The sequence below is a fragment of the Wukongibacter baidiensis genome, assembly GCF_050888315.1.
GTDB lineage: Bacteria > Bacillota > Clostridia > Peptostreptococcales > Caminicellaceae > Wukongibacter > Wukongibacter baidiensis.
The window spans coordinates 4,048,856-4,067,336 of record NZ_CP138202.1; the positions used below are offsets into that span (position 1 = coordinate 4,048,856).

At 33.6% G+C, this 18,481-nt stretch carries 15 protein-coding genes and 1 riboswitch; of the genes, 8 read left to right on the forward strand and 7 right to left on the reverse strand.

The features are described 5' to 3' along the window. The first annotated feature begins 55 nt into the window (after positions 1–55). Complete coding sequence (locus R9X47_RS18315) at positions 56–697, forward strand: 4Fe-4S binding protein (RefSeq protein WP_432662473.1); 642 nt, start codon at positions 56–58, stop codon at positions 695–697. A gap of 174 nt (positions 698–871) precedes the next feature. Here R9X47_RS18315 and R9X47_RS18320 read toward each other — a convergent pair whose 3' ends face one another. The 5 genes from R9X47_RS18320 to R9X47_RS18340 all read right to left on the reverse strand — a co-directional run bounded on the left by R9X47_RS18320 (position 872) and on the right by R9X47_RS18340 (position 5,433). Continuing rightward, positions 872–1,642 carry a hypothetical protein gene (locus R9X47_RS18320; RefSeq protein ID WP_432662474.1) on the reverse strand — a complete coding sequence of 257 codons (771 nt, stop codon included), beginning with the start codon at positions 1,640–1,642 and terminating at the stop codon, positions 872–874. Then, positions 1,632–2,480 (reverse strand): 4Fe-4S binding protein, encoded by an 849-nt coding sequence (locus R9X47_RS18325; RefSeq protein ID WP_432662475.1) that lies wholly within the window; start codon positions 2,478–2,480, stop codon positions 1,632–1,634. Before R9X47_RS18325 ends, R9X47_RS18320 begins: the two co-directional genes overlap by 11 nt. 79 nt (positions 2,481–2,559) lie before the next feature. Next, positions 2,560–3,024 (reverse strand): hypothetical protein, encoded by a 465-nt coding sequence (locus R9X47_RS18330; RefSeq protein WP_432662476.1) that lies wholly within the window; start codon positions 3,022–3,024, stop codon positions 2,560–2,562. A 259-nt stretch (positions 3,025–3,283) separates the two neighbouring features. Then, positions 3,284–4,762, reverse strand: coding sequence for a sensor histidine kinase (locus R9X47_RS18335; protein WP_432662477.1), 1,479 nt, complete (start codon positions 4,760–4,762; stop codon positions 3,284–3,286). Then, complete coding sequence (locus R9X47_RS18340) at positions 4,759–5,433, reverse strand: response regulator transcription factor (RefSeq protein WP_432662478.1); 675 nt, start codon at positions 5,431–5,433, stop codon at positions 4,759–4,761. Before R9X47_RS18340 ends, R9X47_RS18335 begins: the two co-directional genes overlap by 4 nt. 331 nt (positions 5,434–5,764) lie before the next feature. Here R9X47_RS18340 and R9X47_RS18345 point away from each other — a divergent pair, with 331 nt between their 5' ends. Beyond that, positions 5,765–7,477 carry a putative bifunctional diguanylate cyclase/phosphodiesterase gene (locus R9X47_RS18345; protein ID WP_432662479.1) on the forward strand — a complete coding sequence of 571 codons (1,713 nt, stop codon included), beginning with the start codon at positions 5,765–5,767 and terminating at the stop codon, positions 7,475–7,477. Positions 7,478–7,515: 38 nt separating this feature from the next. Beyond that, complete coding sequence (locus R9X47_RS18350) at positions 7,516–8,652, forward strand: aldo/keto reductase (protein WP_432662480.1); 1,137 nt, start codon at positions 7,516–7,518, stop codon at positions 8,650–8,652. A 97-nt stretch (positions 8,653–8,749) separates the two neighbouring features. Here the strand turns inward: R9X47_RS18350 and R9X47_RS18355 are convergent, their stop codons facing one another. Then, positions 8,750–9,835 carry an HD-GYP domain-containing protein gene (locus R9X47_RS18355; protein ID WP_432662481.1) on the reverse strand — a complete coding sequence of 362 codons (1,086 nt, stop codon included), beginning with the start codon at positions 9,833–9,835 and terminating at the stop codon, positions 8,750–8,752. A gap of 548 nt (positions 9,836–10,383) precedes the next feature. Between R9X47_RS18355 and R9X47_RS18360 the strand changes: the two genes are divergently transcribed. Further along, positions 10,384–11,580 carry a copper amine oxidase N-terminal domain-containing protein gene (locus tag R9X47_RS18360; protein ID WP_432662482.1) on the forward strand — a complete coding sequence of 399 codons (1,197 nt, stop codon included), beginning with the start codon at positions 10,384–10,386 and terminating at the stop codon, positions 11,578–11,580. Positions 11,581–11,702: 122 nt separating this feature from the next. On the opposite strand, the gene R9X47_RS18365 is transcribed toward R9X47_RS18360, so the two are convergent. Further along, complete coding sequence (locus R9X47_RS18365) at positions 11,703–12,335, reverse strand: ECF transporter S component (protein ID WP_432662483.1); 633 nt, start codon at positions 12,333–12,335, stop codon at positions 11,703–11,705. An 88-nt stretch (positions 12,336–12,423) separates the two neighbouring features. Then, positions 12,424–12,542, reverse strand: a riboswitch (FMN riboswitch). Between the two features lie 144 nt (positions 12,543–12,686). On the opposite strand from R9X47_RS18365, the gene R9X47_RS18370 reads away from it, so the two are divergent. The 4 genes from R9X47_RS18370 to R9X47_RS18385 all read left to right on the forward strand — a co-directional run bounded on the left by R9X47_RS18370 (position 12,687) and on the right by R9X47_RS18385 (position 18,429). Further along, positions 12,687–13,436 (forward strand): metal ABC transporter ATP-binding protein, encoded by a 750-nt coding sequence (locus R9X47_RS18370; RefSeq protein ID WP_432662484.1) that lies wholly within the window; start codon positions 12,687–12,689, stop codon positions 13,434–13,436. Positions 13,437–13,459: 23 nt separating this feature from the next. Beyond that, a complete protein-coding gene (locus R9X47_RS18375) occupies positions 13,460–14,296 on the forward strand; it encodes a metal ABC transporter permease (protein ID WP_432662485.1) in 837 nt (278 codons plus the stop codon). A gap of 298 nt (positions 14,297–14,594) precedes the next feature. Next, positions 14,595–17,129, forward strand: a complete 2,535-nt coding sequence (locus R9X47_RS18380) for a leucine-rich repeat domain-containing protein (protein WP_432662486.1) — start codon at positions 14,595–14,597, stop codon at positions 17,127–17,129. Positions 17,130–17,649: 520 nt separating this feature from the next. Beyond that, entirely contained in the window at positions 17,650–18,429 is a 780-nt protein-coding gene (locus R9X47_RS18385; RefSeq protein WP_432662487.1) for a short-chain-enoyl-CoA hydratase, read from the forward strand. Positions 18,430–18,481 lie beyond the last annotated feature (52 nt).

Sequence of the window (18,481 nt, forward strand, 5' to 3'; positions counted from 1 at the left end):
TATACCCCCACCTAGTATAATAAACTAAAAACCCAATAGGGGTGGGGGGTATAAAATGATTACTAAGTTAAGACCATTAATTCAAGTAGTATTTTTAGGTGTTTTTGCAGCTTTAATGTTTTTGGGAAAAGCACAGTTTTGGATGGCATTTATTTTTATTTCAATTGCTTTATCGGCCTTTTTTGGAAGGTATTATTGTGGATTTGCATGTCCTATCAACACGCTGATAAGACCAGTTAGTTGGATTAGTAAAAAACTAGGATTGCAAAAGAAGGATGTTCCTAAAGCCTTTAAAACAGAGAAGGCAAGATGGGTTTTATTTGCGATATTTTTAGTAGGGCTAGGCTACACAATATATACTATTAAGTTAGGAAAGAAGTTTCCTCTACCGGTATTTATAATTACTTTAGGACTTATTACAACCTTTTTTATTAATGAAAAGACATGGCATAGATATCTATGTCCTTGGGGAGTGTTATTTAGCTTAACAGGTAGATTTGCTAAATTAGGTTTAGTAGCAAACAATTGTGTTAGTTGTAGTGCTTGTGTGAGAGCATGTCCTGGAGACGCTATAAAGATTGAGAGTAATAAAGCTGTAGTTGATAGTACTCACTGTTTATTGTGTTTGGAATGTCAAAATAGCTGTCCAATTGATGCGTTAGATTATGAGTCTTTGAAAAAGAAAGAGAATGCATAAAGAGGTTCTGGAAAAGTTAGTTTTTTCTCATTAGTTTGGAAAATATGACATGGGGACAGGCCCACAGACACACTGAGAAGAGTGTGTGTCAGATGGGTCCGTCCCCATGTCATATTTTCATCCTTAGTAGTAAGGTATACTTTTACGTTTCTTAAAACTATATTGCAAAATAGTCTACTCTAAATTATCAACAGAGCTTTGAAGGGCTTCCTTGACTACGGAAAATTGAATTTCGTTGTTTCTACAATAGTCCCTTATTACCATGTTGAGATCAGCTATTTCTCCACCAATAGTTTTTTCTATGACATCCTTACTAACGCCCCAGTCTAATACTTCTCTAAAGGTAGTTGTACCTCTTACCATTTTTTCATCTGTATTATGATCGTCACTAATTTCTTGATTACCAGTAGATGATGCATCGGTAGTTTGGATTTTTGTAGGCGTTTCTTGATCTAAAGCTTTAATATTTACAGCATGATTATCTAGGTACTCTATTTGCTCCTTTGTTAATGAGGCATTAGCCTTTAGAACTTCTACAGCCTCTTTAGGTAGATAGGCTTCCTCATCCATTTCATAGGGGAGACCGGTATATAGGGATACAAAGAACTTCATTGAGCCATTGCCTATCTCCACTCCGTCTTCTAAATCACCATATAGCTTCTTTAAATCTTTATTTTTAAGGATTGAGGTGTCAATTTCATCGGAAAGACCAAATGCAGTTTTTAAGTCCTTTAGAGGAATATTAAATACGCTGCTGACATCGTCAATGGTATATGAACCTCTCATATCGGAGGGATTGTACTCTCCAGAGAATTCACCAGAGTCAAACTTTTCAGGAACCTTGGGAGATTCTGTTTTCCATAGATTAAATGCAGAGGAAGCCAAAATTCCACCAAATAATATTATTGCTATCATTAGACCTAGAGAGGTTGATTTAATTTTCATATCTTGCAGCCTCCTTTCTTGAACTTGTGAATTCCACTGTAGCATCTATTGGACAAGCTTCTTCGGAGGTACACTTCATACAGCTTATGCATTGATGATCCTTAATAGCTCCCATTTTAGATACCTGAATGTTCATAGGACAAACTTCGTCACAGACATCACATGAGATACATGTCATAGGATTTCTCTTTATCCTAAATACTCTAAATAGATTGCTTAATCCCAAGACAGCACCGTATGGACAGGCATATTTACACCATGGTCTTTCTACGAATAGTGATAGGACTAAGGTAATGATTAACACGATTAAGCCACCTATTGCCAGATCGCTACTCCACAGGTGATATAGAGCACTATATGGATCTATTTCATTGAAAGCTAGATCTCCGGATAATGCTGTCATATATAGAACCCAGACCAATACACCGTAGCGCAAGAATCTTAAGTATTTATCTAATTTATATGAAACAAATTTATTGAAATTTCCTTTAAAAATTCTTTTGCCGATTTTGCTAAACCACTCTTGAATGCTTCCAAGAGGGCATATCCACCCACACAAAACAGGGCCAAATAGTATTGCTAAGAAGAAGCTTATGAACATAAGAGCAAATGCAGACTCATGCACCTTCTTTACTAATCTTCCCGTAGTTATGTATTGATAGATGGACTCTACACCGCCAAATGGGCAGAGGGTATGGAGTGAGGCTGAAGAAAGAAGGGGAATGCCTCCTCCACTTTCTGCTAGAGTATGATTATATGCTATTAATCCAATAAAGATAAAAAAGAAAATCTGAATAGCAGGGCGAATCCATATTTTTTTCTTTCTAGATGATTTCATTTAGAACACTCCTCATATCATTGATTACAGGTTATTTTAAGAGGTAAAGGAACGGTCATAAACCGTTCCTTTATAGGATTTATTTATTTCTTCCTAAACCGTTTCCTCTGCCCATGCCATTGCCAGGACCCCTACCAAGACCTTTACCTTGCCCTCTACCTTGACCGTTTCCCGCACCCATTCCAAAACGGATACCATTCTTTTGACCTAATTTTTGAGTACCAGTTCCATCGCAATTTTCTTCCATTAATTTAATCAATTCATCTGCTTTTTCTTGAGTGATTTCTTTGTTTTCTACCTTGTCGGCAAGTATGTGCTTCTTTGCCTCTAAGATTGCAGCTTGAAACTTGTCAAAGAATCCATTTTCTTTTGCTAGTTCACCAAAGCTTTTGTTAGTTCCTCTAAGCTCATAGGCTTGCTCAACCGTTTTTCCTGATAGGTTTGAATAAATTTCTGCTGGTGATGATACTGAATCGGCAAAAGCTACCACACCTGCTGATAATACAAGACTTGATACTAATAATGTTGTTAATACTTTTTTCATTTGAAATTCTCCTCTCAATCTATATTTTGTATTTGTTTTGTTTTACAAGTTAATTATAGAAAAAGAATATGGCAACTGTGTGACAGCTAGATGTAGATTTAGATAAGTTACGAAAAATCTATTGTATTTATATAGAGACAATAAAAAAATCAGTAACTATGTAATAATCCACATAATTACTGAGTTTTGTTAATAATTTTGCTTTTACATAAAAGTTATCCACAAATGGATTTTCTGCTTGATTAGAGCTTTAGGCACTTTAGAGAACTTTGTCAATATCAAACCAAAACTTAACGCCACTATCTACATTTTGAACACCAAAATTGCTATTGTGGAGCTTTAAAATACCCTTTACTATGGATAAGCCCAGTCCAGTACCGCCATACTCTCTAGCTCTTGACTTATCTAACTTATAAAAGCTATCCCAGATTTTATCTATTTCAGTCTCTGGTATTGGCTTGCCAGTATTTGTTACAGTAATCTTAATTTTTTCGATATAATCAATAATATTTATTTTTATATTTTTCTTTTCATTAACATGATTTATTGCATTATTTACAAAATTCACTAGAACTTGCTCAATCCTTATGGGATCGGCAAAGACCTTCATCTTTATATCATCTGAATCAAACTCCAGATTTATATCCTTTTCATTAAGTATTGGAGTATACTTGTTTATAATTGCTTCGATTAAATCGTAGATATTAAAGTTTTCCCTTTGAAGCTGATAATGACCAGATTCTAAGGCTGATAGATTGAGGAGATCCTTAACTAGCTTATCCATTTTCTGCGCTTCGTCAACGATTACATCGCAATAGAAGTTCTTACTATCCTCATCCTCAATCACTGCATCCTTTAAACCTTCTCCATAGCCTTGAATCAATGCAATTGGAGTTTTGAGTTCATGGGAAACACTAGAGACAAATTCCTTTCTCAACTTTTCAAGCTTCCTTTCTTTCTCTATGTCCTCCTGAAGCCTTTCATTTGCTCTATTAAGCTCAGATATAGAAGCATCGAGCTTATCAGAAAGGAAATTAATAGTTTTTCCCAGCTGATTTATTTCATCATTGCCATTGATAGTGTATTTCTTACTAAAATCAAGGTGCGCCATGCTTTTGGCAACGTTATTAAGCTTAATTATAGGTTTTGTAAATATCTTGGAAAATATAAATGCTATAATAGTGCCGATGATAAGGGAGATAATTGCTATATAAATATGAAAATCCTGAGCTATTTCAACGCTTTCCTTGATTGAAGCAAGGGGAGATTCCATTATTAAAACATGTCCATTTTCTAGGGGGGAGGCAAGAACAAGTGATACAGTATGAAATCTTGGGTGTACGTAGCTTTCCAAGACAGTGTTTCCATCTAATAACATCTGTAGGCCCTCGTCGCTTATCAAACCAAGTCCCCAGCTGCTGCCCTTACCTTTACCCTTTCCACCACCTCTAAACTGCATAATAGATGAACTGTATATTGCATCACCGAACCCATCTATTATAGTTATGTCTCCGCCAATGGCATTCTCAATATTCTTAAGCTTGTCATTATTATCATATATATAATCGTTATTATAGTCTGACTGAATTTCCTTTCCGTATTTAATTATGCTGTCCTGCTTTTTTCTTAAATAATAGCCTTCTAAATAGTTGGTATTTAGTATCCAGGAAAGGCTAACTATTATCAAAGCGAAGCACGTGATCCCAATAAAGAGCTTTATACCTATAGAATTTTTCATTCTTTCACCTCGAATCTATAGCCAACGCCCCTGACGGTTTGAATATACTGATCCTTTCCTTTTATCTTTATCCTCAGTCTTTTAACATGGGTATCCACAGTTCTAAGATCACCAAAGTAATCGTAGCCCCAGACATTATTGAGTATCTGTTCTCTTGTTAGAGCATTTCCTTCATTCTGAACCATATAAGCTAAAAGCTCATATTCTGTTGGAGTCATCTCAACTTCTCTATCATCAACAAATACCCTATGTCCCTTCATGTCAATCTCTAGCCCTCTAAAGGATAGCTTGGAATCTTCCTGTACATAGGACCTTTTTAAAAGTGCCTTAACCCTTGCAACCAAAATCTTAGGGCTAAATGGTTTTGTGATATATTCATCCACACCAAGCTCAAAGCCAAAGAGCTCATCGGATTCTTCACTTCTAGCAGTAAGCATTATTATTGGTATATTAGAGGTTTTTCTAATTTCTCTGCACACCGTCCAACCATCGTATTCAGGCATCATAATATCAAGTATGATTAAATCTATCTCTTCAGAATCAAATAGCTCTATAGCTTTTTTCCCATTTTCAGCTTCGATAGTCAGATAACCTTCTCTTTTAAGATAATCGGATATAAGTCTCCTCATTCTACTTTCATCTTCAACTATTAGTACCTTCTTAAGATTCATTTTGCCACCTCCAGCACAGGGTATATAGCTTATCTTTATTATACCTAAATAATGCCACTAAGGAAGATAAAAAAGTATGTTTCACATAATCTTACTGATTCTGTCACAAAACTGCCACAATTAAAAGATTTATTGTAAATTCTATACATAAAGGAGGAGGATTTTATATAAGAAAGGTAGAAATATACAAATTACGTTCCAAAAATATACAAATATGATATAAAAGACTTATTGACATTCTTATATTTATTTTATTGGGGAGCATTTTACAAAAGGGATGGGATTATTTGATATACCTAAGAGTTTACTAACATAACAGGGGTTGAAAATCGTGAATGAAAAAGTTGTGGAGACATCAACAAAAATAAAAATCATATTTTTACTATGTATATTACTTTTTGTATCATACTTTATAATTTTTAATAATAACTTAGATGTAGACAAAAGTGAGTTTATCATTGAAGGCATAGTATTTGTTCTTGCTTTCAATACCTTCATAATTTCCTTAGACTTTAGGGTGAAATTTATCAGTATGGGTATTGGGCTCATGGCCTTTTCACTTTTAAACGATGTTATTGATGAATTAAACCTTGTTATACCTGATTGGCTAGCTTATCTTCAGAATGTTATTTTTGAGGAGATTTTTCAAGGGATTGCCATAATAATGATAACCTACGGATTTTACAAAGCAATACAAGAAAAAGAGAGCTTTGTACAGGAAATGAAGGATTTAGCATTTAATGATTACTTAACAAGTCTACCTAACCGAAGAAGTATAAAGGAAAAGTTATCCCTTTGTATAGAGGAAGCATCCAATAGTAGTGGGAAATTAGGTATACTATTCGTTGATCTTGATGAATTTAAAATTATAAATGATACCTTTGGCCACAACATAGGTGACGATCTATTGAAAAAAGCATCTATACGATTAAGAAATGTAATAAGGAATAATGATATCGTTGCTCGACTCGGCGGTGATGAATTTGTAATAGTACTTCATGACGTTACGGAGTATGATGAAGTAGAGTGTATAGCCAATAGGGTAATTGAGAAATTTAAAGAAGCATTCATATTAAACGGTATACATATTCACACTTCATGTAGTATTGGAATATCTGTCTTTCCCGATAACGGTGAGGACCTAGATACGCTATTCAAGAATGCAGACATAGCCATGTACAAGGCAAAGGAAAATGGAAAAAATAATTTTGAGATATATGATGATTCAATGAATGATCTATCAGTAAGAAAGCTACAGGTTGCCGAGGGGCTAAGAATAGCCTTGGAAAAGGAAGAGTTCTACCTTACATATCAGCCAAAGGTTGATATACCGACAGGGAGAATTACTGGACTGGAAGCACTGCTTAGATGGAATCATCCAAAGTTTGGGTTACTTTATCCTAGTGAGTTTATTAAGATTGCAGAAGAAACAGGTATAATAAAGGAAATCGATTTACATGTACTTGGGTTGGTTTGTGAGCAAATCAGAAATTGGGGAGATAACGGACTTGACCCAGTAAACATTGCAGTTAATATATCGGCACAACTATTTAATGAGAAAACCTTTATTGAGAGGGTAGAATCTATATTGAAAAATAATGATATAGATACATCCTTCATCAGCATGGAAATTACTGAAACCACAGCAATGGAAAATAAAGATTATGCCCTTAGGATATTAAACCAGCTTAAAAAGCATAATATTCAAATACATTTAGATGATTTTGGAACAGGGTACTCATCACTATGCTATTTAAAGACATTCCCTGTGGATGTGTTAAAGATTGATAAATTATTTATTGATGGGATAGTAAAGGACAAAAAGGATGAATCCATCATAACGTCTCTGATTAATATGGCTAAATCTATGGGGATAAAGGTAGTATCGGAGGGTGTGGAAACTACTCAGCAGCTAAAGTTCCTGAAAGAAAATAAATGTGATGAGTATCAGGGATTTTTATTTAGCAAGCCGGTATCTATTGAAGAAATTGAAATAAGGCTCAAATATCGAAGCGAAGATGTAAAAACTATTATGAGCTTTTAACTCGGATGTAACTACAAATAGTGAGATGGAGGGATACAATGCTATATAGAAAATTTGGTAAGACAGACGAAGAGGTATCAGTACTTGGTTTTGGATGTATGAGATTCCCAACTATAGATGAGGATACTAAAAACATTGATGAGGAAAAAGCTATTGAAATGCTTCGTTATGCAATAGACAATGGAGTAAATTATGTTGATACAGCATATCCGTATCATGGAGGTATGAGTGAGCCCTTGGTTGGGAAGGCCCTAAAGGATGGATATAGAGAGAAGGTATATCTAGCAACTAAGCTTCCAAGTTGGCTTGTAAAGACAAGAGAAGATATGGACAAATATTTAAACGAGCAACTAGAAAAGCTGCAAACTGAATATATAGATTTTTATTTAGTTCATAATCTAAATGAAACATACTGGAAAAACTTAACGGAAAATGGTTTGTTTGAATTCTTGGATAGTATTCTAAAGGATGGAAGGGTGAAGTACATTGGATTTTCATTCCATGATAAGGTAGAGCTGTTTAAAGAAATAGTTGATGCCCATGATTGGACCTTCTGCCAGATACAATACAATTTTGTAGATGAAGATTATCAAGCCGGTAAGGAAGGACTTAAGTATGCTACCGATAAAGGAATAGGAATAGTAATAATGGAGCCCTTAAGGGGAGGAAGATTAGTATCCAGAGTTCCCAATGAAGTAATGAATCTTTGGAATAGTGCACAGGTTAAGAGGACTCCTGTCGAATGGGCATTTAAGTATATATGGGATTACCCAGAGGTGAGTACGGTACTTAGTGGAATGTCGACATTGGAGCAAGTTGAAGAAAATATTAAATATGCAGATGAAGGAATGCCAAACTCCCTTACCGATGAAGAGCATAATCTGATCTCTAAAGTTTGTGATATGTACGAAGAAAAAATAAAAGTAAACTGTACTTCTTGTAAATACTGTCTACCATGTCCAGTAGATGTGGCTATACCTAGAGCCTTTGAGTTTTATAATGATGCATCTATGTTTGATAATATGGAGGATGAGAAGAAGCGATATAAAATGTTCATAAAAGAGGAGTCTAGGGCTTCAAGATGTATTGAATGCGGACAGTGCGAAGAGGCATGTCCACAAAATATACCAATCAGAGAAAAGCTAAAGGAAGTAGTTCAAGTATTTGGAGAATAATAAAAAAGGTGTCTTTTGAGACACCTTTTTATATTTACTGAAGTTCTTAAGAGAATGACCTCAATTCCGCACCTCGCACTCGCACCAAAAACATTTTCTAAATTATTTTACCAACAAAGATATCTTCTTCTTGGCTCAAATCTATAATAGTACCATCAACTTGAACAATTGGTCTAGAAGGCATATGCTTATTAATAAATATAATTTTTCCTTCCTCTCCTGTAGAAAGTACGCACCATCTGTCTAAATAACAATAGGCAATATTTTGAAGAAAGGTCATTAAGAGCTTAGTATCTAGATGTCTAAAATATTCTTGCTCAAATTGACGAATTACATGGAATGGATCGAATTTGTTTCTATAGGGACGATTAGATGTCAAGGCATCATAAACATCTGCTATAGCAACTATTTTTGCAAAGTCATTAATTTGATTATTTTTTGCATTTAGTGGATAGCCGCTTCCATCATATCTTTCATGGTGCATGAGAACAGCCATTTTGATATTGTAAGGAATATCTTGTTTTTCTATGGATTGAAAACCATATACTGGATGTTTTTTCATTTCTTCAAATTCTTCCTCAGTAAGCTTACCGGGTTTATTTAAAATACTTTTATCTATTTTAGTTTTACCGATATCATGGAGTAAACCTGCAACTGATAAATGCATGAGTTGTTTTTCAGTAAAACCTAGCCATTGTCCTAAAGTATGAGATATTAATGAAACATTTAAACAATGGGTATAGGTATAGTCATCAAAAACTTCTAGATTGCTTAAAAAGCCAAATAAATTGCTTTTATATTTTACCGTAGTAAGTAATTCTTCGCTAACAGAAAACAATTGGGAAACATCAACGTTCTTACCATCACTGATATTTAACATTTCGTCCTTTAAAGATACCGTATGGTCACTATAGGATGATTCAAAGACCTTAAATTCCTTAGAGTTCTTCACGAGCTCCTTAGTAGGATTAGAGGACACGTCTCCCATGTCGAAATTCTCAATGAATTCCTTGACTGGTATATCATGAATACCATAAAGTCTTAGTTTCCTTAAACTTCTTTCGTCTAGTTCAGTATTTTCAGCTATTAGCATTTGGCCAACATCAGTAAAGATATCTTGAGCAGCAATCATACCAGCTTCTACAACGTCTATCGTAACTATTTTTGTTTTGAAATTTTCCATACCCAACACCAACTTTTTTAGAATTTGTTTATTTTAACATCATAGGAATCACAATAAATATTTTATGTGTGGATTTTTTTAATATCCTTAAAAGTACTGAATATTACATTATAAGAAATCGAAAATTGATTTATAGATATATCTTATACAGAGTAGAATTATCAGAAAGTTTGTCCAATATATTAAGATTATACAAAATGAGACAAATTTCCTGCTTGACATGAAAATTAATAAAAAAAAATTTAAAATAGGTCAAAAGTCCTAAAAAAATAATTGAGTCTATGCTTTGTCATCAAGCTAATCGATAATAGTATATAAGGAAAAACATATAAAATAAAACCTTTATTCGGCAATATATAAGTTACGAAAAATCTATTACATTCCGAAGATTTAACATCTCTAGAAACGCTAGATGCCAAATCTCCAGAATGTGAGATGTTTATCGTATTATATATAGCTAAATAATATTTGCAATGAGGTACCTAAATTCTTATTACTATACGTATTCTATTATGGAGACAATACCGATGAAAAAAGGAGGACAAAGTATGTTTAAGAAGCTTTTAGCAGTGATATTAATTTTTACATTAATGCTATCAAGTGCCACATTTGTTTTTGCAGGAGAAAAAGGGAAAGGCAATGCAAACAAGGAAAAACCTAAACAGGAGAAGGAAGAAAAAAATACTAATAAAGGGAAAGATGAAGATAAGGATGTAGAAGTAGACAAAGAAGAAACAGCTGGTAATGAAGATGAAAGCACTTCTAATGAAGAAGTAGATATAGATGATGAAGAAGAAACGAATAAAGGGAAAGACAAACCTTGGAAAGTATTAAAGGATAAATTAGAGCAAGAAAAGAATGGAATCGAAGCAGAAAAAGATGAATTAGAGGCAAAAAAAGATGAATTAGAAAAACAATTTGAAGAAGCAAAAGCAGAAGAAAATGCTGAATTAGCAGAAGAGCTTAGTGGGCAAATCCAAGAACTTAAGGGTAAAATGGAAGAATTGAAGCAGGATATGAAGACCGTTAAGATTAAGAGAAAAGAAATTATAAGAAGCAAGTATACTGAAGAAGAGCTTGAAAAGATTGAAGAAGCAAAAGAAGAACTATTAAAGGACGGAGAAGATATAAAAGTTCTAGAGATAGATAGCATAGTATCTAAAAAAGCCGATATGAAGTTTGATACACCCCCAGTAATAAAGGGAAGTAGGACATTAGTTCCTGTTAGAGCTATAGTGGAGGGTTTTGGAGCAGACGTTGAGTGGAATGCAGAAACAAGGGAAGTAACAATTTCAAAGGAAGATATGGAGATACTGTTACCCCTCGATGATAATAAAGTGTATGTGAATGGAGAAGAGGTAGAGCTCGATACTAAATCTCAGGTGATGAACTCTAGAACTTATGTACCACTTAGATTCATTTCAGAAACCTTTGGTCTTAAAGTAGATTGGGATGGAGATACAGAGACTATAGAGATAGATTCTGATGAAGAAAATAATGGTGACGATGAGACTTCAGAACCAGACGAAAATAATGAGAGTGATGTAGATGTTGATGCAACAGAAGAGGGGCAAGAAGCTACTGAGGATACATATAATGAATCAAATAAAGAGGAAGTAGTGATTGAAGAGATTGAAGATGAGAATGTAATTGTCATTGAAGATGTAGATAAACAAGAAACAGTGGATGAGGACAAATCACAGATAATAATCGAAGATGTATCTGATGAATCCTCTGGAGAGTAGTATATAAGGAAGTATAAAAAGCTGTGTAATCTCAAAATATGGGATTACACAGCTTTTTTTGTATAAATATTAAAATATTTTATTTTCGAAATTGGCTTTGGAATACAATACTTAAAGCATCACTATGCTCTTTTATTAATCAACAAATGTGAGATTTTCTTGTAAATAAGTATTGTTAAAACCGATATAACGGCTCCCTTTATAAGATTGAAAGGGACTACTGCATAAAGTATAAGGGTTTTTAAATCCGTTATGGCTCCGTTTGCAGCTGCACTCCATGCAATAATTTGATCTATTGGCATCATCTTAGAATAAAAAGGTATAAGAATATAGTAGTTTGCAATGGCACCAACGATTGCCATTAGAGCAGTACCAATTAACATACCGATAAGAGCCGTAGACTTTTTCTTACTTCTAGCATAGAAGATACCAGCAGGTATTACCATTGAAGCACCTATTAAAAAGTTAGCAAGCTCTCCAACACCACCGGTAGATGTTTTTGTGATAAAATGCAGCAGGTTTTTGATAAGTTCTATCATAACACCAGCTATAGGACCGAGGGCAAATGCTCCAATCAGCGCAGGCATATCACTTAAATCTATTTTTAAAAATGCCGGAAACAAAGGTATTGGAAGTTCAATAAGCATAAGTACATATGCTATAACAGATAGCAATGAGATTTTTACTAAAGAATTAGTTGAAGATAGTGGTCGCGTATTAAATGCTTTATTTTTCTTAGAAATAGTTCTTTCCATTAATAATCATCCTCCTTAATTAAACTGAAAAATAGGAAAAGCCCTGAAGATATACTCCAGGGCGTAGTCGCAAAATATGCACAAAAAAATCTTTCTTCTTCCATCCAGACTATACTGTCGGCTCTGGAGTTACACCAGATCAACCATGTTCCATGGTTCGCGGGCTATACCGCCGGTCGGGAATTACACCCTGCCCTGAAGAAAATATATATTCTGTTATTAATTAAACACTATCACTAATTTTATCCTAAGTCAAGAGGTTAATTCAATAAAATTGAAGTGTAGGAATACCCAATACGGGGTATAATCATGAGAGATAGACTAAACGTATAATAAAGTGGTGATGATCTTATGAATAAAATAGTAAGTGTAGAGAATCTTTCCTTTGGATATGATGAGAAGTTGGTTCTAGAGGATATTAACTTTGAGATATTTAAAGGTGATTATTTAGGAATAGTTGGACCAAATGGTTCGGCTAAAAGTACCCTATTTAAATTAATACTTGGACTATTAAAACCTCAAAAAGGAAGTACAAAAATATTTGGACAGGATATAAAGAACTTCAAAGAATGGGGCAGGGTAGGATACGTAGCTCAAAAAGCTACTTCGTTTAATGGCGCCTTCCCGGCCACGGTAGAGGAAATAGTAGCTGCCAACCTCTTTCCTAGGATTGGTCTATTTAAATCAATTAAGAAAGAACATAAAGAAAAGGTCTATGAGACCTTGAAAATTGTTGGTATGGAGGACTATAGGCATAGATTGATTGGAAATCTATCGGGAGGTCAGCAGCAAAAAGTCTTTATAGCCAGAACACTTATTAGTGAACCAGAGATTATTTTCTTAGATGAACCTACCGTTGGTATAGATATTGCATCACAGGGAGAATTCTATGATCTCTTAGAGAGATTTAATAAGGAAATGAATATAACTATAGTTATGATATCCCACGACATAGGGGTAATAACAGAAAAGGTCAGTAGAATAGCATGTATGGGAGACAAAAAGCTCTTAGTTCAAAACAAATGCTGTAAGGTATCCTTCAGTGAATCACTAACTAAGTTCTATGGTGACAGTATGAATATGCTGGTGCACAGGCATTAATCTTAACAAAGGAGTATATGACAATGTTAGAAATATTACAATACGGTTTTATGCAGCGGGCACTTTTAGCAGGTATCATCATCGGTGTATTGTGCCCTCTAATAGGAATATTTATTGTACTTAGAAGGATGTCTCTTATTGGTGATAGTCTTTCCCATGTGGCCTTGGCAGGGGTGGCTGCAGGAATCCTGTCAGGTGTATATCCACTAAGTATGTCCCTTATATTTTCTATAGTGGCAGCCTTGGCCATAGAAAAGCTTAGGAAAAGCTATGAAGAGTATGCTGAACTTTCCATAGCCATCATATTATCGGCAGGCATAGGACTAGCAGTAGTTCTCATAAGCTTTGCAAAATCCTTTAACATAGATCTATTTGGATACCTATTTGGAAGTATCACAACGGTACTGCCTAGAGATCTATGGATTATTGCTATACTTGGTGTAGTGATTATTATAACTATAAAGCTTTTATTCAAAGAACTTTTTTATATAGCCTTTGATGAAGTATCGGCAAAGCTTGCTGGAATTCCAGTTAGATATATAAACCTACTATTTATAATTCTAATTGCTTCTACAATAACCGTATCTATGAGAATAGTGGGAATACTTCTAGTATCATCACTCATGGTGTTACCTGTGGCAACAAGTCTACAGCTAGCTAAAAGCTTCAGACATGCTACCCTACTTTCGATAATCTTTGCTGAAGTAGCTGTGGTAGCAGGGATATTCATATCATACTATCTAGAGTTAGCATCGGGAGGGACTATAGTAATACTTTCGGTGATCATATTACTAACGGTGTTAGGGGTTAAAAAGATTAATAGATATTTATTGAAGAGAAAAGTGAATATGAGTTCGTAGAAAAGCGCCCTAGGGCACTTTCAGGCTGTTGATAAACCTGAATTTCTTCGTTGTTGCTTCAATCAAGAACCCTTACGTATGTCTTTATACGCTACGGTCTCTTGCTTTCGGCACGCCTTGAACTTCAGCCTTCTCAACAACCTGCTACCTTGTTGACTTTGTCAACAATCTAAAAGTGCCTTAGGGCACTTTGTTTTGTTGTGCTTACAATTTACTTAATATTATAAAGAAAATATAGAAACTTAGAAAAATATGGTATAAGATGGTATGTGTATATAAAGAAACGGGGGGATAGCTAATGAGAAAAGCATTTATTTTATTATTAATTCTTACTCTATTATTAACAGTTAACCCAGTTTATGCAGATATCTGGGATGAATGGAAAGATTTAAATGAGTGGGAAGAAATGGAGCAAAGAATAACTAATAATTTGATGAAAACATGGACTATTAAATTTAATAAAGCAGTTGATCTAGAAACTATAAATAGCGAAAGTATATATATCAGGGATGAAAATAATGCAGTAGTAGAAACTACTATTGAGACAGGGCAATATAGTAATACGGTTACTGTTACTCCAACTTCACCCTATGAAGAGGGAAGAGTGTATTATCTGTGCATAAGTAAAAATGTTAAAGCCGATGACATTGATAAAGGACTTGAAAAGGGTATCATAATGCCATTTGAAGTTAATGTTGAATCTAATGAAATTGTTACCTTCAAAGATCCTAATCTGGAAGAAGCCATAAGGGATAAGATAGATAAACCTACTGGAGATATCTATAAGAAAGAGCTTGAAGAAATTACTGAGCTTATGTGTGATGATTTAGAAATTTCAAGCTTGGAAGGAATACAATACTTAACAAATTTAAATGAACTAGATCTTGTTGAAAATCAAATACAAGATATTAGCCCATTAGGCAGTTTAAATAATCTTGAGTATTTAGATCTTTTAGATAACCAAATAAGTGATATAAGCCCTCTTGAAAAATTATCCAATTTAACTACTTTGTGCTTAGATGACAACAAGATAAAAGATATTAGCCCCCTAAGCAATTTAAGTAAACTGGAAGAATTATGGATATTTGACAACGAAATAAGTGATATAAGTCCTCTAAAAAATTCTACAAATCTAAAGACTCTAGGAATAGAATACAATAATATAAAAGACATCAGCCCTATAAGCGGTCTAAAGAGAATAGAGAATTTACAATTAGATGGAAATCAAATAAAAGATTTTAGCTATTTAGAGAATTTAGCCAATCTACAAGATTTAAGTCTAGGACAATGTGGCATAGAGGATATTAGCCTGTTAAGTAACTTAAAGGAACTAGAGGAACTTACACTAGATGCTAATGAGATAAAAGATATAACCTCCTTAGAAAGCCTTACTAATCTAATTCAATTAGATTTAGATAATAATCAAGTAAAAGATATTTCCCCTTTAAGCAATTTGAAAGAAATGGAGCAGCTAGGTCTGTCTGGAAATGAAATAAGCAACATAGATGCTTTAGCCAATCTTACAAACTTGTTCGAGTTACAGTTAGGAGAAAATATCATAAAAGACATTAGCCCTCTGAGTAATATGAATAAACTTGAGCGTCTATCTTTAGAGAAAAATCAGATAAGTGATATAACTGTTTTGGAGAATCTTACTAATCTATTCGATTTAGAGTTGAGCTCAAATAATATAGAAGATGTTAGTCCTTTAAGGAACTTAGTGGCGTTAGAATCATTGTCTTTAGCTGACAATAAAATAAGTAATATTGAGCCATTGAGTGACTTAACTAATTTATGGGAATTAAGCTTAGCTGGAAACCCTATTACGGATTATAGTCCTGTGGCTGGATATTATGACAATCTAGAGTACAAGGACTTTGAATTAGAAACTGAAATAGATAATGAAATTGTTATATTTGAAGATTATAATCTAGAAAAAGTCATAAGAGATAAGATAAATAAACCTAAGGGAGATATTTATAGAAAAGATGTTAAATATATTACAGTATTAGATTGTGAAAGATCAGGAATTGCTAGTTTGGAAGGTATACAACATCTAGTTGATCTAGAGAGATTAATCCTCTCAGCAAATGATGTAGAAGATATTACTCCTTTGAAGGAGCTAACTAATATAACTCTAATTAATTTATATTCAAATAACGTAGAGGATGTAAGTTCTTTAAGTAATCTAAGTAATTTAAAAGAGTTATATATGGATTGGAATCAAATAAGTGACATAAGTGCACTGGAGAATCTTACTAATTTAGCTGGACTAAGTTTAGATAATAATAATATAGCAGATATCAGTTACTTAAGTAATCTAAAAAACTTAGATAGACTATGGATATATGATAATAATATAGAAGACATTAGTTCTCTAAAAGATCTGAAAAATATAGAAAAATTAGGTCTAGCTGGAAATCAAATAAGCAATATAGAGCCATTAGAAAATCTTACTAACCTAATAACTCTAGATCTAAGAGAAAACAATATTAGTGATATTACTCCATTGAGTAATCTAAGTGAACTGTGGAGAGTAGAGTTAAGTAATAATAAAATAGATGATATAAGTGCTTTAGAAAATCTTAATGAAATGGAAATTTTAGAACTGAGAGGAAATAATGTAGAAGATATAAGTCCTTTGGGAGAATTAAACCAATTGATTTCACTGGAACTAAATCAAAATCAAATAAGTGATATTACTCCACTTAAGAAATTGACTAATTTAACTGAATTACTATTAGCAGATAATCCAATAACCGACTACAGCCCTGTAGCAGAATACTACGACAATCTAGAGAATAAAGATTTCGAACTAAATAAAACAGAATAGGGAGAAAGGGAAAAGACTCATATAAAAAGAGTTCTTTTCCCTATTTTATTTTACTGATTTATTAATACAATAAAAATATACAACATATATATAAAATGTCAGATTTAAAGAAGAAATAATGGAAAAAGAGAGATATAAATAATAAAAAGTGCAAACGAAATAAACATGTAAACTTTCTGTACACTTTTTGCATTTTAGCGATTAGATTATTTCATTTATCAGAAAAATTGTTGATGGCATCACCTTCTACTATATGTTGTATGCAATGGTTCGTGTTATACCATATACATTGAAAAAGTAAATACAATCAAGACAGTATGTTTTTTTGTGACTGAAAATAATCCAGAAGTGTTTAATAAGTTTACAAATTTACTTTATAATATAAATAGATAGAATGAATTGATTTTCACTGGAAATATTAGATTTAGGGGATTAGAGAGAAAGGTTAATCGAAATAAGCCCAAAAAAGATTTTGGCACAGTACTTGCTAATATAGTATTGGTGTAAAGGAGATGGTGACGTGGACTTTAAGAATCTATTATTTAGACAAGAAGGCAACATAGGAATTTTAAGCTTTAATAGACCTAAAGCTTTAAATGCCTTAGACACCAGTGTTTTACAGGAATTAGACTTAGCGATTAATGAGATTGAAAAAAATGACGATATTTATGTTCTTATAATAACAGGAGAAGGTAAAGCCTTTGTAGCAGGAGCAGACATTTCTGAAATGAAGGATAAAACTGCAGCAGAAGGAAGATTATTTGGAGACCTTGGATCGAAGGTATTCAGAAAAATTGAACTTATGGAAAAGCCCGTTATCGCAGCTGTAAATGGATTTGCCCTAGGTGGTGGATGTGAGTTGGCTATGAGTTGTGATATTAGAATAGCAGGAGAAAAGGCTAAATTTGGACAGCCAGAGGTTGGTCTTGGAATAACACCTGGATTTGCAGGAACTCAAAGACTTCCAAGGTTAGTAGGAGCTGCAAAGGCTAAAGAATTAATATTTACTGGGAATATGATAAAGGCGGCAGAAGCAGAAAAAATTGGTCTTGTAAATAGTGTTGTTCCTCAGGAAGAATTAATGGGTGAGGCCTTAAAAATGGCTAATAAGATTGCATCAAATGGGCAGATCGCAGTTAGATACTCAAAGGCAGCTATAAACAGAGGTATAAACTGTGATATGGATACTGCTAATGAAATAGAAAAAGACCTATTTGGATTATGCTTCGCAACAGAGGATCAAAAAGAAGGTATGTCAGCCTTCGTGGAAAAAAGAAAGCCTGAATTTAAAAATAAATAATTGGTATTCCAGATTATACATAAAAAATTATTAATGTTGAGGAGGAATAGAA